This window comes from Streptomyces sp. NPDC031379 (assembly GCF_055569615.1).
Map to the genome: position 1 here is coordinate 1 of NZ_JBVIIT010000035.1, position 13,547 is coordinate 13,547.

At 72.3% G+C, this 13,547-nt stretch carries 13 protein-coding genes; 9 read left to right on the top strand and 4 right to left on the bottom strand.

Annotated features, from left to right (window positions below):
- Positions 1-177: 177 nt before the first annotated feature.
- Complete coding sequence (locus tag ACZ5CW_RS36825) at positions 178-591, bottom strand: pyridoxamine 5'-phosphate oxidase family protein (RefSeq protein WP_468609372.1); 414 nt, start codon at positions 589-591, stop codon at positions 178-180.
- A gap of 111 nt (positions 592-702) precedes the next feature.
- Between ACZ5CW_RS36825 and clpB the strand changes: the two genes are divergently transcribed.
- Entirely contained in the window at positions 703-3,300 is a 2,598-nt protein-coding gene (gene clpB, locus ACZ5CW_RS36830) for an ATP-dependent chaperone ClpB (protein WP_468609374.1), read from the top strand.
- 3 nt (positions 3,301-3,303) lie between these two features.
- Here the strand turns inward: clpB and ACZ5CW_RS36835 are convergent, their stop codons facing one another.
- On the bottom strand, positions 3,304-3,822 hold the full coding sequence (locus ACZ5CW_RS36835; protein ID WP_468609376.1) for a hypothetical protein: 519 nt from the start codon (positions 3,820-3,822) through the stop codon (positions 3,304-3,306).
- Positions 3,823-3,944: 122 nt separating this feature from the next.
- Here ACZ5CW_RS36835 and ACZ5CW_RS36840 point away from each other — a divergent pair, with 122 nt between their 5' ends.
- A complete protein-coding gene (locus ACZ5CW_RS36840) occupies positions 3,945-4,475 on the top strand; it encodes a type III secretion system chaperone family protein (protein ID WP_468609378.1) in 531 nt (176 codons plus the stop codon).
- Positions 4,476-4,496: 21 nt separating this feature from the next.
- Here the strand turns inward: ACZ5CW_RS36840 and ACZ5CW_RS36845 are convergent, their stop codons facing one another.
- Together ACZ5CW_RS36845 and ACZ5CW_RS36850 are read right to left on the bottom strand one after the other, a co-directional pair.
- Positions 4,497-5,687, bottom strand: coding sequence for a mannosyltransferase family protein (locus ACZ5CW_RS36845; protein ID WP_468609380.1), 1,191 nt, complete (start codon positions 5,685-5,687; stop codon positions 4,497-4,499).
- Between the two features lie 128 nt (positions 5,688-5,815).
- Complete coding sequence (locus ACZ5CW_RS36850) at positions 5,816-7,027, bottom strand: pyridoxal phosphate-dependent aminotransferase (RefSeq protein ID WP_468609382.1); 1,212 nt, start codon at positions 7,025-7,027, stop codon at positions 5,816-5,818.
- Between the two features lie 141 nt (positions 7,028-7,168).
- Between ACZ5CW_RS36850 and ACZ5CW_RS36855 the strand changes: the two genes are divergently transcribed.
- The 7 genes from ACZ5CW_RS36855 (at position 7,169) to fbaA (ending at position 13,513) form a co-directional block, all read left to right on the top strand.
- On the top strand, positions 7,169-7,483 hold the full coding sequence (locus ACZ5CW_RS36855; RefSeq protein WP_468609384.1) for a hypothetical protein: 315 nt from the start codon (positions 7,169-7,171) through the stop codon (positions 7,481-7,483).
- 301 nt (positions 7,484-7,784) lie between these two features.
- Positions 7,785-8,309: a DUF2617 family protein gene (locus tag ACZ5CW_RS36860; RefSeq protein ID WP_468609386.1), complete on the top strand. Its 525-nt coding sequence runs from the start codon at positions 7,785-7,787 to the stop codon at positions 8,307-8,309.
- 99 nt (positions 8,310-8,408) lie between these two features.
- Positions 8,409-10,046, top strand: a complete 1,638-nt coding sequence (locus ACZ5CW_RS36865; RefSeq protein WP_468609388.1) for a polyamine aminopropyltransferase — start codon at positions 8,409-8,411, stop codon at positions 10,044-10,046.
- 73 nt (positions 10,047-10,119) lie between these two features.
- A complete protein-coding gene (locus tag ACZ5CW_RS36870; RefSeq protein ID WP_468609390.1) occupies positions 10,120-10,899 on the top strand; it encodes an SRPBCC family protein in 780 nt (259 codons plus the stop codon).
- A gap of 100 nt (positions 10,900-10,999) precedes the next feature.
- Positions 11,000-11,788 carry an aldose epimerase family protein gene (locus tag ACZ5CW_RS36875; RefSeq protein WP_468609392.1) on the top strand — a complete coding sequence of 263 codons (789 nt, stop codon included), beginning with the start codon at positions 11,000-11,002 and terminating at the stop codon, positions 11,786-11,788.
- Positions 11,789-11,798: 10 nt separating this feature from the next.
- Positions 11,799-12,347: an orotate phosphoribosyltransferase gene (pyrE, locus tag ACZ5CW_RS36880; protein ID WP_208899688.1), complete on the top strand. Its 549-nt coding sequence runs from the start codon at positions 11,799-11,801 to the stop codon at positions 12,345-12,347.
- Positions 12,348-12,490: 143 nt separating this feature from the next.
- Positions 12,491-13,513 (top strand): class II fructose-bisphosphate aldolase, encoded by a 1,023-nt coding sequence (fbaA, locus tag ACZ5CW_RS36885; RefSeq protein ID WP_468609395.1) that lies wholly within the window; start codon positions 12,491-12,493, stop codon positions 13,511-13,513.
- Positions 13,514-13,547 lie beyond the last annotated feature (34 nt).

Sequence of the window (13,547 nt, forward strand, 5' to 3'; positions counted from 1 at the left end):
CCCCCCCCCCCCCCCCCCCCCCCCCCCCCCCACCCCCCCCCCCCCCCCCCCCCCCCCCCCCCCCCCCCCCCCCCCCCCCCCCCCCCCCCCCCCCCGCTGCAGTTTTATGGGGACATTTCACGGCATGGGCGCGCTTCCATGGTGGCCGAAACCAGCCGTTCGGCAGCCGGAGGACGGTCAGCCGTGGCCCAGTGCCCGCTCCACCTCGATCTCGATCACCACGCGTGACGGATTCGGCCCCGGCGTCCGCTCGTAGCGCTCGGCGTAGCGCCGCACCGCATCCGCGACCCGCTCCGGTTCCGTCCGTATCGTCGCGCGCCCCTCCAGCGTGGCCCAGCGCCGGCCGTCCACCTGGCACACCGCGACCCGGGCGCCCCCGGGGCCGGCCGAGAGCACGTGGGACACCTTCGCGGAGGTCCTGTTCGTGATCACCCTGGCCAGTCGGGCCCCGGGGTCGTAGGTCACCCCGACCGGCACCACGTGCGGACTGCCGTCGGGCCGGAGCGTGGTCAGCGTGCACAGATGCCGCTCACGCCAGAACGCGAGGTAGGGCTCGTCCGGGGCGGCGGGGTCTACGGAGTGCGTCACCATGCCCGCAACCTAGCCCGAAAGCCCGCCCTCTGACATTGAGTGGAATAGACTCAACTTTGTGTACGCTGGTTAAGTCAGCAGTGGAGAGAGGCCGAGGAGGAGAACGGATACGTGGACGCCGAGCTGACCAACAGGAGCCGGGACGCGATCAACGCGGCCGGCAACCGGGCCGTGACCGAGGGGCACCCGGACCTCACCCCCGCTCACCTGCTGCTGGCTCTGCTCCAGGGGCAGGACAACGAGAACATCACCGACCTGCTCGTGGCCGTCGACGCCGACCAGGCCGCCGTACGCTCCGGCACGGAGCGGATCCTGGCCGGGCTGCCCAGCGTGACCGGTTCCACGGTCGCGCCCCCGCAGCCCAACCGGGAGCTGCTGGCCGTGATCGCCGACGCCGGCGAGCGCGCCAAGGACCTCGGTGACGAGTACCTGTCCACGGAGCATCTGCTGATCGGCATCGCCGCGAAGGGCGGCGCCGCCGGCGAGGTGCTCGAGGAGCAGGGCGCCGAAGCCAAGAAGCTGCTGGAGGCCTTCCGCAAGGCCAGGGGAGGACGCCGCGTGACCACCGCCGATCCCGAGGGTCAGTACAAGGCCCTGGAGAAGTTCGGCACCGACTTCACCGCCGCCGCCCGCGAGGGCCGCCTCGACCCGGTCATCGGACGGGACCAGGAGATCCGGCGGGTCGTGCAGGTACTGAGCCGCCGCACCAAGAACAACCCCGTCCTCATCGGCGAGCCCGGCGTCGGCAAGACCGCCGTCGTCGAGGGGCTCGCCCAGCGGATCGTCAAGGGGGACGTACCGGAGTCGCTGAGGAACAAGCGGCTGGTGGCGCTGGACCTGGGCGCGATGGTGGCCGGCGCCAAGTACCGGGGCGAGTTCGAGGAGCGGCTGAAGGCGGTGCTCGCCGAGATCAAGGAGTCGGACGGGCAGATCATCACCTTCATCGACGAGCTGCACACCGTCGTGGGCGCCGGCGCCGGCGGGGATTCGGCCATGGACGCGGGCAACATGCTCAAGCCGATGCTGGCCCGTGGCGAGCTGCGCATGGTCGGCGCGACCACGCTGGACGAGTACCGGGAGCGGATCGAGAAGGACCCCGCCCTGGAGCGCCGCTTCCAGCAGGTGCTGGTCGCCGAGCCGACCGTCGAGGACACCATCGCGATCCTGCGCGGGCTGAAGGGCCGCTACGAGGCCCACCACAAGGTGCAGATCGCCGACAGCGCGCTGGTGGCCGCCGCCACCCTGTCCGACCGGTACATCACCTCCCGCTTCCTGCCGGACAAGGCCATCGACCTCGTCGACGAGGCGGCCTCCCGCCTGCGCATGGAGATCGACTCCTCCCCGGTCGAGATCGACGAACTGCAGCGCGCGGTCGACCGGCTGAAGATGGAGGAGCTGGCGATCGCCAAGGAGACCGACCCGGCCTCCCGCGAACGCCTGGAGAAGCTGCGCCGCGACCTTGCCGACAAGGAGGAGGAGCTGCGCGGCCTGACCGCCCGCTGGGAGAAGGAGAAGCAGTCCCTCAACCGGGTCGGTGAGCTGAAGGAGAGGCTGGACGACCTGCGCGGCCAGGCCGAGCGCGCCCAGCGCGACGGCGACTTCGACACCGCGGCCAAGCTGCTCTACGGCGAGATCCCGCAGCTGGAGAAGGAGCTGGAGGCCGCCTCCGCCGCCGAGGAGGAGGTCGCCAGGGACACCATGGTCAAGGAGGAGGTCGGCTCCGACGACATCGCCGACGTCGTCGCCGCCTGGACCGGCATCCCCTCCGGGCGCCTGATGGAGGGCGAGACGCAGAAGCTGCTGCGCATGGAGGACGAAATCGGCAAGCGGCTCATCGGCCAGACCGAGGCCGTGCGGGCGGTCAGCGACGCCGTACGGCGCTCCCGGGCCGGCATCGCCGACCCCGACCGTCCCACCGGATCCTTCCTCTTCCTCGGCCCGACCGGTGTCGGCAAGACCGAACTCGCCAAGGCGCTCGCCGACTTCCTCTTCGACGACGAGCGGGCCATGGTCCGCATCGACATGTCGGAGTACGGCGAGAAGCACAGCGTGGCCCGGCTGGTCGGCGCGCCTCCCGGCTACGTCGGCTACGAGGAGGGCGGCCAGCTCACCGAGGCCGTCCGCCGCCGCCCGTACAGCGTGATCCTGCTGGACGAGGTGGAGAAGGCCCATCCCGAGGTCTTCGACATCCTGCTCCAGGTGCTGGACGACGGCCGCCTGACCGACGGTCAGGGCCGTACGGTCGACTTCCGCAACACCATCCTGGTGCTCACCTCCAACCTGGGCAGCCAGTTCCTGGTCGACCCGCTCAGCAGCGAGGCGGAGAAGAGGGAACAGGTGCTGGAGGTCGTCCGTGCCTCCTTCAAGCCGGAGTTCCTCAACCGGCTCGACGACCTGGTGGTCTTCTCGGCGCTGACCAAGCCCGAGCTGGAGCGGATCGCGCAGCTCCAGCTCGACCGCCTGGCCAGGCGGCTGGCCGAGCGCCGGCTCGGTCTGGAGATCACCCCGCAGGCGCTGGAGTGGCTCGCCGAGGAGGGCCTGGACCCGGCCTACGGCGCCCGGCCGCTGCGCCGTCTCGTGCAGACCGCCATCGGCGACCGGCTCGCCAAGGAGATCCTCTCCGGCGAGATCAAGGACGGCGACACGGTCCGCGTGGACCGCTTCGGCGAGGGCCTGCTGGTGGGCCCGGCGACCGGGAAGACGCTGTGACGCTCAGGTGGTGAACGCCGAGAACCGTACGAGGGCCCGGTCCGGGCCCTCGTACGTCACGTCGACGTTCACGGCGTACGCGCCGAAGCCGGGGTCGGACTTGCCGGGGACCTGGCCGGCGTAGTGCGCGAAGCCCTCGTGGAAGGCGAGGTCGAGACAGAGGTCGACGGAGTCCGGGTAGCAGTACTCCGCCTTCGGCTCCGGCGCGTCCGGATAGGTGGTCCTCAGCCAGTCGCGCACGCCGTCCCGCGGCATCCGGAACCGGGCCACGTAGTCGGTGTCCAGCCACGCCTGCACCGTGCACTCGGCGTCGTACGCCCCGTCCGGCAGCTTCGCCCCGCCGAAGGCGAGCGCCTCGGCGCACGCGGCCTCCTCCGGCTCCCCACCCAGCGGGTAGTCGGAGGTCGCGAACCTCACCACCGCCACGACCAGCCAGATCAGCACCACACCGGGCAGCACCCCGACCGCCGCGAAAAGCCCCCATCCGGTCCGCCCCCGTGCCGCCATTTCGGCCTCCGTCACCCGCTCGCCTCACCCGACCAGCCGGATCATGTCAGCCCATGGCTGACAGGTCATGCCGGGGCTTGCCACCCCCCTCCCCGCATGGGGGAGGATGGCGGGATCCGCATGAAGGGAAATACACGGTGAGCATCGACCCGTCCTCGATTCCGAACTTCGGGGGCCAGCCCGAACCGCAGCCCCAAGGACCGGCGGGCCCCGTCGTCCCGGATCAGGACCTCGTGAAGCAGCTCCTCGACCAGATGGAGCTGAAGTACGTCGTCGACGAGGAGGGTGACCTCGCGGCGCCGTGGGAGCAGTTCCGCACCTACTTCATGTTCCGCGGGGAGGCCGAGCAGGCGGTCTTCTCGGTGCGGACCTTCTACGACCGCCCCCACCAGATCGGCGAGAAGCCGCAGCTGCTGGAGTCCGTCGACGACTGGAACCGCCGCACCCTGTGGCCCAAGGTGTACACCCACACCCACGACGACGGCACCGTCCGTCTGATCGGCGAGGCCCAGATGCTGATCGGCACGGGCGTCGACATCAACCACTTCGTCTCCTCCACGGTCAGCTGGGTGCGGGCCGCGATCGAGTTCGACAAGTGGCTCATCGAGCAGCTCGGCCTGGAGCAGGAGGTCGACGAGGCGGAGAAGCCCGAGGACGACGGAGAGTAGCTCCTGCGGGCTGCCGGCCCGTCACAGCGGCACGCGCCCGAACACCACGAGGTACGCGCCGTAGGCACAGCTGAGCCCGGCCAGGGACGCGACCACCACGGTCGCGTGCCAGGGCCGGGCTCTCGCCGTGCGCACCACCGCCCGGGCGAGCGGCAGCAGCAGCGGGAACGCCGGCAGCAGGAACCGCGGCTTGGACTCGAAGAAACCCGACCCGCCGAGCGCGATCAGCAGCAGCACCCCGCTGTGCACGAGAAGCGGCAGGGGCGCGCGCTCCAGGAGCAGCAGGGCGTAGAGCAGCGCGCCGGCCACCACGATGATCAGCGCCACCGGGAAGGGGAACCGGCCCCCGTGCAGCAGCACGCGGCGCACGACGTCCAGCGCGCCCTGCCCGAAGTCGAACCGGGACCCCCAGCGCCGCTGCACCTCGAAGTAGCCGCCGAGCGGGTTCCCCGTGCGCCGGCCGACCCACAGCAGGTACGCCGTCCAGCCCAGCGGGGCGAGCGCCGCGCCCGTCCACAGCCTGTGGGCGACCCGGCCGCGGCGGCGCCACAGCTCGGCGCCGGCCGCGGCCAGCACGGCGGCGGCGACCGCGAACCCGTTCGGCCGGGCGAGTCCCGCGAACGCCGCCAGGGAGCCGGCCCACAGCCAGTTCCCGGCCAGCACCGCGTACAGCGACCAGGCCGCGAACGCGGTCAGCACCGGCTCGGTGTACGCCATCGACAGCACCACCGAGTGCGGCAGCAGGCCCCACAGCAGCACCAGTGCGATGCCGACCGAGCGCCCGTGCAGCCGGGAGCCGACCGCGTGGATCCCGGCGGCGGCCACGGCGGCCGCCGTCCACGACACCAGCAGCCCGGCGCCGATCCCGCCGAGCGGCGTCAGCGTGGTGACCGTCCGCACCAGCGCCGGGTACAGCGGGAAGAACGCCAGGTCGCTGACGGTGGTCGAGCGCAGGTGCAGGGAGTGGCCGTAGCCGTGCGCGGCGATCCCCAGGTACCAGACCGAGTCCCAGGACCGGCCGAGCAGGGTGAGCGGGTGCTTGCCTGCGGCCTGCGCGACCAGGGCCAGCACGGCGGTACCGGTGAGCCGCGCGCTCAGGAACAGGCCCACCGCGAGGGCGCTCGCGCGGCCGGGGGACGGCCCGGTCCGCCGCTCGGGCGCCGGCTGCGGTGTGACGGCGGGTGGGACGAGGACGGTGCTGGCGTGGGTCACACCACCGCACCTTGCAAGGGCCCGGGCGCCGATGCGAGCAGCGGACGCCCGAGCGCGTCACCGGTTCACCTGTGTCGCGTACAGGACCGGCGTCCGCGCGGGTCCCGTACGGAGCCCGCGCGGGCGGCTCACATGCCCCGCAACCGCTGCGCCGCCTCCCGCAGCACCTCTTCCCGCTTGCAGAAGGCGAACCGCACGAAGGGGGCCCCCGCCTCCCGGTCGTCGTAGAAGACGGCGTTGGGGATGGCGACCACGCCCGCCCGCTCCGGCAGGGCGCGGCAGAAGGCGAAGCCGTCCTTCTCTCCGAGGGGGCGGATGTCGGTGGTGATGAAGTAGGTGCCGGCCGGCTTGAAGACCTCGAAGCCCGCCTCGGTCAGCCCCCGCGCGAGGATGTCCCGGCGGTCCTGCATGGAGCGTCGGAGGTCCGCGAAGTAGGAGTCCGGCAGGGCCAGGGCCTCGGCGACCGCGTACTGGAAGGGGCCCGAGGAGACGTACGTCAGGAACTGCTTCACCGAGCGGACGGCGCCGACCAGCTCCGGCGCGGCCGTCACCCAGCCGACCTTCCAGCCGGTGAAGGAGAAGGTCTTGCCCGCCGAGCCGATGCTCACCGTGCGCTCGCGCATCCCGGGGAAGGCGGCCAGCGGCAGGTGCTCGGCGCCGTCGAAGACCAGGTGCTCGTAGACCTCGTCCGTCACCACCAGCAGATCCCGCTCCACCGCCAGCTCGGCGATCGCGGCCAGCTCGGCGCGCGTGAGGACCGTGCCGGTCGGGTTGTGCGGGGTGTTGATCAGCAGCAGCCGGGTGCGGTCGGTGACGGCGGCGCGCAGCTCGTCGAGGTCCAGCCGGAAGCTGCCGTCGTACGGCCTGAGGGTCACCGGCACCCGCGTCCCGCCGGCCAGCTCGATGCTCGCCGCGTAGGAGTCGTAGTACGGCTCCAGCGCCACGACCTCGTCCCCGGGCTCGACCAGCGCCAGCAGCGAGGCCGCGATCGCCTCCGTCGCGCCTGCCGTGACCAGCACCTCGGTGTCGGGGTCGTACGACAGTCCGTAGCGGCGCAGCTGGTGCTCGGCGATCGCGGTGCGCAGCTCGGGGATGCCGGGGCCCGGCGGGTACTGGTTGCCGCGACCGTCGCGCAGCGCCCGTACGGCGGCCTCCCGGACCTCCTCGGGGCCGTCGGTGTCGGGGAAGCCCTGGCCCAGGTTGATCGACCCGGTGGCCACGGCGAGGGCGGACATCTCGGCGAAGATCGTCGTCCCGCCGAGTCGTCCTGTGCGGCTCCGCCCCGTGGCGGCGGGACGGCGGTCGAGGTGCGGGCGCTCGGTGGAGGTCATGCCGGTCATCCTGCGCCCAAGCTCTGGAGTTCCTCAACTCTGCTTTGCGCCTCGAGGCGGCCGGGCATCCCCCCGTCACCGCGCCGGACGCGGTGACAGGCGAGGCGCCCACGGGGGGCCGCTTCGGGGGAATGGAAGGAGGGTGACGCCATGACCTACGGCATCATCCTGACGGTCTTCATGGTCCTGGTGATCGGGGTCGTGATCGCCAGTGTGCGCAAGGGCAGCCCGGTGCGCCGGAACGCGCGTTCGTACGGCGGGGGCAGCAGCAGCGGCAGCAGCAGCACCAGCTGGTGGGCCGGTGGGTCGGACAGCGGCTCCGGTTCGGGCGGCCACCACGGTGGTGGTCACCACGGCGGGGGTCACCAGTCCTGCGGGGGCGGCTCTTCCTGCGGCGGCGGTTCCTCCTCCTGTGGTGGGGGTTCGTCGTGCGGTGGCGGGGGCGGATGCGGGGGAGGCAGCTGACACGGGGCAGCTGAGCTTCCACGCGCGGGCGCCCGCCGGACGAAGGCATTCCGGCGGGCGCTCGCCCGTCACCTCCCCGCGCCCGGCGTACGCCGTAGTTGAACAGTTGAGCTGTGGAGCCCTCTGAGGGATGGAAACCGCACGAAGTTGGGTAAAAACGCTGTGGGGGCGCCTCTGTTCATGATTCCCTCTAAATCGCCAACGCAGCCCCTCGGACGTCCCACAGACTCCCTTCCCCGGCCGGGCCGGCTGGGCTGACATGGCCGATCTCCCCCTCCTTGCGTGTTAGCGGAGCCGATCCATGCTCACGACCCTGAACACCTCCTACACCGATACGCGCGCAGCCGACCTCGCCTGGGCACTGGGACGCGAGCCGCTGCCCGCCCTGGCCACCCTGGATCTCGAACTCACGGGCGCCATATTGCAGTTGAGACTGCTCGGCGCGTCCCACCAGGTGCTCCTGGAGGAGAAGCGCGGCACCTGCTCGGAGACGGTCGCCTGTATTCCGGGCTCCAGTACGCCGCTCCCGCTGGGTGTGGCCAAGCGGGTCGGCGACTGGGAGTACGAGTTCGCCGCCCGCGTCGAGGTGCTCACGCCCGGCTCGTTCGCGGGCCGGGCCCAGGAGTTGCTGGCCCTCGTCTCCGACCATCCGCACGGCCTCGCCGGCGTCTTCCCCGGCAGCCCGCACGCGTTCACCGCGATGCTGGCCCAGCGGCACCAGGGCCAGGTGCACTGGCGCACCTGGCACGCCTACCCGCAGGACGGGCAGTTGGTGGCCACCCGCACCCGGGTCGGGGTGCGATCGTCCGTGGGGCAGCCGGGCTAGGGCGAGTTCGGGTGTCATAAACCCGGGGTGCGTCAACTGCCTCCATTTCCACACGTGTGGGTGACGAAGCGTACCGAGCCCGTGACGTAACGTCGCAGAGTGATCGAACCGCACGCCCCGGCGCCCCCGGGCGCCCCGCCCTCCTGGACCGGCCCCGCGCGGCTGCCCGTCCGGCCCGGCACCGGGCGGTTCCTGGTCCTCGTGTGCGTCTTCGTCTGTGCGGCCTGCGGACTGGTGTACGAACTCGAACTCGTGGCGTTCGCCTCGTACTTGATGGGCGACTCGGTCACCCAGGCCTCCGTCGTGCTGTCCGTGATGGTGTTCGCGATGGGCATCGGCTCCCTCGGCGCCAAGCGGCTGCGCTGGCACGCCGCCGCCGGTTTCGGCGCGGTCGAGTCGGTCCTCGCGCTGGTCGGCGGGTGCAGCGCGATGGTGTTGTACGCCGTGTTCGCCTGGACCGGCGGCTGGGGCGGGGTGTGGGCCGAGGGCCCGCGCTGTCTGCTGGTCGCCTTCTCCCTCGCCATCGGCCTGCTCATCGGCGCCGAGGTCCCCCTGCTGATGGAGCTGATCCAGCGCATCCGCCGCCAGGACGCGGGCGGCGCGGTGGCCGACCTGTTCGCCGCGGACTACGTCGGCGCCCTGGTCGGCGGTCTGGGCTTCCCCTTCCTGCTGCTGCCCTTCTTCGGCCAGCTGACCGGCGCCCTGCTCACCGGCACGGTCAACGTCGTCGCGGGCGGCGCCCTCGTCCTCGGCCTCTTCCGCCGCGACCTCACCCGCCGTGCCCGCTGGACCCTGCTCCTCGTCGGCCTCACCGTCCTCGGTGTCCTCGCCTCCGCCGCGGCCCTCGCCGACGACTTCGAACGGGCCGCCCGGCACGCCGTGTACGGCAAGGACGTCCGGGTGGCGGTGCAGACCGGCGTCCAGGAGGTCGTCCTGACCGGCGGCACCGACGGCAGGCCCCTCGACCTCTTCCTCGACGGCCGTCTCCGCGTCGGCGGCCGCGACGAACGCCGCTACCACGAGGCCCTCGTCCACCCGGCCCTGTCCGGCGCCTCCGACGCGCGCGTCCTGATCCTGGGCGGCGGCGACGGCATGGCCGCCCGCGAGGTGCTGCGCCACCGCCGGGTGCGCCGCGTCGACGTCGTCGAACTCGACCCCGGCCTGCTCCGGCTGGCCCGCCACGACCCCGGCCTGTCCGCCGCCAACGACCACGCCTACGCCGACCCCCGCGTCCACGTCACCACCGCGGACGCCCTCGGCCGGCTGCGCGGCGCCCCCGCGGCGGCGTACGACGTCGTGATCGCCGACCTGCCCGACCCCGGCATCACCGCCAGCACCAAGCTCTACTCCCAGGAGTTCTACGGCCTGGCCCGGCGCGTCCTGGCCCCGCACGGCCGCCTGGTGGTGCACGCCGGGTCCGTCACCACCCGCCCCCGCGTCTTCTGGACGGTCGCCGCGACCCTCCGCGCGGCCGGCTTCGCCACCGCCCCCTACCGGGTGCTGGGCCACGACTCCGGCTTCGCGGCCGGCCCCGACCGCTCCACGGGCACGCCCCGGGCACCGCACGACTGGGGCTTCCTGCTGGCGACACCGGGCCGTACTCCACCGCCCCTGCGTCTGGGTCCCGAACGTCTGCGCACCATGAACCCGGCCGAGCTGGCGGCGGACGGCGAGGCGGCGCAACGGACCCGGATCGAGGGCTTGCCGGCGTCGACGCTGGTGCATCCGCGGTACTGAAACGGGCGTCCGGGGGCGCGGCCCCCGGCAAGGCCGGGTGAGTTCCGGCCGCGACTGGGTAGGCTCAGCGGACATGGAGCACCAGGTCTTCGTCCCGGTTCCCGCCGAGCGGCTCGGAGCGGCACTGGCCGACCCCGCTCGCGTCGCCCGGGCGGTCCCCGGCCTGCAGCAGGACGCCGGTGCCGAACCCGTCGCCGGGCGGCTGAAGCTGCGTGTCGGCGGACACTCCGTCACCTACCGGGGCGCGGTACGGGTGGTGGCCCGCGAGGACGGTGCGTACGCCGTCGAGGGCGACGCCACCGAGGCCCGCGGTACCGGCACGGTCAAGCTCGCCCTCACCCTGCGCCTCGCCGACACCGACGGCGGCTGCACCGTCACCGTCGAGGGCACGGCGGACGCGGACGGCCGGATCACGGAGCTGCCGGCGGAGGCGGTCACCGCGGCGGCGACGAGGCTGCTGAACCGTTTCGTGGAGGGCCTGGCGGACGTGGGGGAGGAACCGCGGCCCCCGGCCGACCGTCCCGCCTCCGTCTTCGACACCGAGGTGCCCCCGCCGTCCCTGGACCGCGAGGTCCCGGACGAGATCGAGCACGGCGACGACGGGGCCGACCGCCTCGCCGAGGACTTCGCCGACACCGGTGAACCACCCGCCGAGGCCGCGCACGCACGCCGGACGATGATCGGCCGCAGCGCCGAGGAGGTCGACCACGCCCCGCCGCGCGGCCGCTACGCCCCCGTACCGGCCCCCCAGAGCATCGGCGTGAGCCCGGCCCTGCGCTGGGCGGCGCCCGCCGCGGCCCTGGCGCTCGCCTCGGCGATCGTCGTCACCCGCGCCCTGCGCCGACGCCGCTAGGGGGCTTCGTCCGGATCAGCCCGGGTCCGGCCCGATCCAGACGAAACCCTGGGGCGTCGCGTACGCGACGCGGTCTTGATCGCCCCAGTAGGGTCGTGCCGTGAGTGACGAAGACATCACGCTGACCGCGGGCGACGCGGAGGTGAGCGTGCTGCCGGGCAACGGCGGCCGTATCGGTGGGCTGCGGATCGGCGGCGTGGAGCTGCTGCGACAGGGCGAGCGCTTCGGTTGCTTCCCCATGGTGCCCTGGTGCGGCCGGATCCGGGAGGGCCGCTTCCTGGACGGCGCCACCGTGCGCCAGATGCCGCTCAACTCCCCGCCCCACGCCATCCACGGCACCGCCCGCGACGGTGCCTGGCGCACCGCGCGCGTCTCGGAGGACGAGGCGGTGATCACGTACGAGCTGGTGGACCCCTGGCCGTACGCCGGCCGTGTCACCCAGATCGTCGCGCTCGCCGAGGACAGCCTGACGCTGACGATGTCCGTGGAGGCGCACGACGACTCCTTCCCGGCGCAGATCGGCTGGCACCCGTGGTTCCACCGGAACCTCGGCGGCGAGGACGTCCGGCTGGGCTTCGAGCCCGCCTGGCAGGAGGAGCGCGGCGCCGACCACCTGCCCACCGGCAACCGCGTCGACCCGGGGCCCGGCCCCTGGGACGACTGCTTCGGCATGCCGGGCGGCGTCGACGTCACCCTCACCTGGCCCGGGCAGCTGGAGCTGAAGGTGACCAGCCGCGAGGAGTGGGTGGTGGTCTACGACGAGCAGGCCGAGGCCGTGTGCGTCGAGCCGCAGACCGGACCGCCCAACGGCCTCAACACCCACCCGCGGCTGGTCACGCCGCTGGAGCCGCTGGAGGCGACGACCACGTGGAGCTGGCGTCGGCTCTAAGCTGGTCGGCATGACGGACGTACGTGGCGCGCTGCTGCAGCAGATCAAGGACAAGGCCGTGGTGCACGGCAAGGTGACCCTCTCCTCCGGTCTGGAGGCCGACTACTACGTCGACCTGCGCCGCATCACCCTCGACGGCGAGGCCGCCCCGCTGGTCGGCCAGGTGCTCCTGGACCTGACCGCGGACCTGGAGTTCGACGCGGTGGGCGGGCTCACCATGGGCGCAGACCCGGTCGCGGCCGCCATGCTGCACGCCGCCGCCGCGCGCGGGAAGAGGCTGGACGCGTTCGTCGTGCGCAAGGCGGCGAAGGCGCACGGCCTGCAGCGCCGGGTGGAGGGGCCGGAGATCGCGGGCCGGCGGGTGCTCGTGGTGGAGGACACCTCCACCACCGGCGGCTCGCCGCTGACCGCGGTGGAGGCCGTGCGCGAGGCGGGCGCCGAGGTCGTCGCCGTCGCGACGATCGTGGACCGGGCGACCGGCGCCGCGGAGAAGATCGAGGCCGGGGCGGGCGTTCCGTACCGTTTCGCCTTCTCGAAGGATGAACTGGGTCTGGACTGACACGCCCCTTTGACCTGGACTTGGTGGGGGCATGGACCAGCGCCCCATGTCTGGAAAGATGGGGACGACGATGACGTCACCCCCAAGGTCTAGGTCAGGGCCGTAACGCAGCACGTCAACCCGCACACTCAAGGAGCGGACACATGCCCATCGCAACCCCCGAGGTCTACAACGAGATGCTCGACCGGGCGAAGGCAGGCAAGTTCGCCTACCCGGCCATCAACGTCACCTCGAGCCAGACCCTGAACGCGGCCCTGCGCGGCTTCGCGGAGGCGGAGAGCGACGGCATCGTCCAGATCTCGACCGGTGGTGCCGAGTTCCTCGGCGGTCAGTACAGCAAGGACATGGTGACCGGCGCGGTCGCGCTCGCCGAGTACGCGCACATCATCGCCGAGAAGTACCCGGTCAACATCGCGCTGCACACCGACCACTGCCCGAAGGACAAGCTCGACGGGTACGTGCGTCCGCTGCTCGCGCTCTCCAAGAAGCGCGTCGAGGCCGGCCTCGCCCCGCTGTTCCAGTCGCACATGTGGGACGGCTCCGCCGAGACCCTCGCGGACAACCTGGAGATCGCGCAGGAGCTGCTGGAGCAGGCCCGCGCCGCCAAGATCATCCTCGAGGTCGAGATCACCCCGACCGGTGGCGAGGAGGACGGCGTCTCGCACGAGATCAACGACTCCCTCTACACCACCGTCGAGGACGCGATCCGCACCGCCGAGGCCCTGGGCCTGGGCGAGAAGGGCCGCTACCTGCTCGCCGCCTCCTTCGGCAACGTGCACGGCGTGTACAAGCCGGGCAACGTCGTGCTCCGTCCCGAGCTGCTGAAGGAGCTGAACGACGGCGTCGCCGCCAAGTTCGGCAAGCAGTCGCCGTTCGACTTCGTCTTCCACGGCGGTTCCGGCTCCACCGAGCAGGAGATCCTGACCGCGCTGGAGAACGGCGTCGTGAAGATGAACATCGACACGGACACCCAGTACGCCTTCACCCGTCCGGTCGCCGACCACATGTTCAAGAACTACGACGGCGTCCTGAAGGTCGACGGCGAGGTCGGCGACAAGAAGACCTACGACCCGCGCACCTGGGGCAAGCTGGCCGAGGCGTCCATGGCCGCGCGTGTCGTCGAGGCCACGCGGAACCTGCGCTCGGCGGGCAACAAGATCAAGTAAGCGGTGCCTTCGGTGGGCCCGGCGGCTGTCTGAG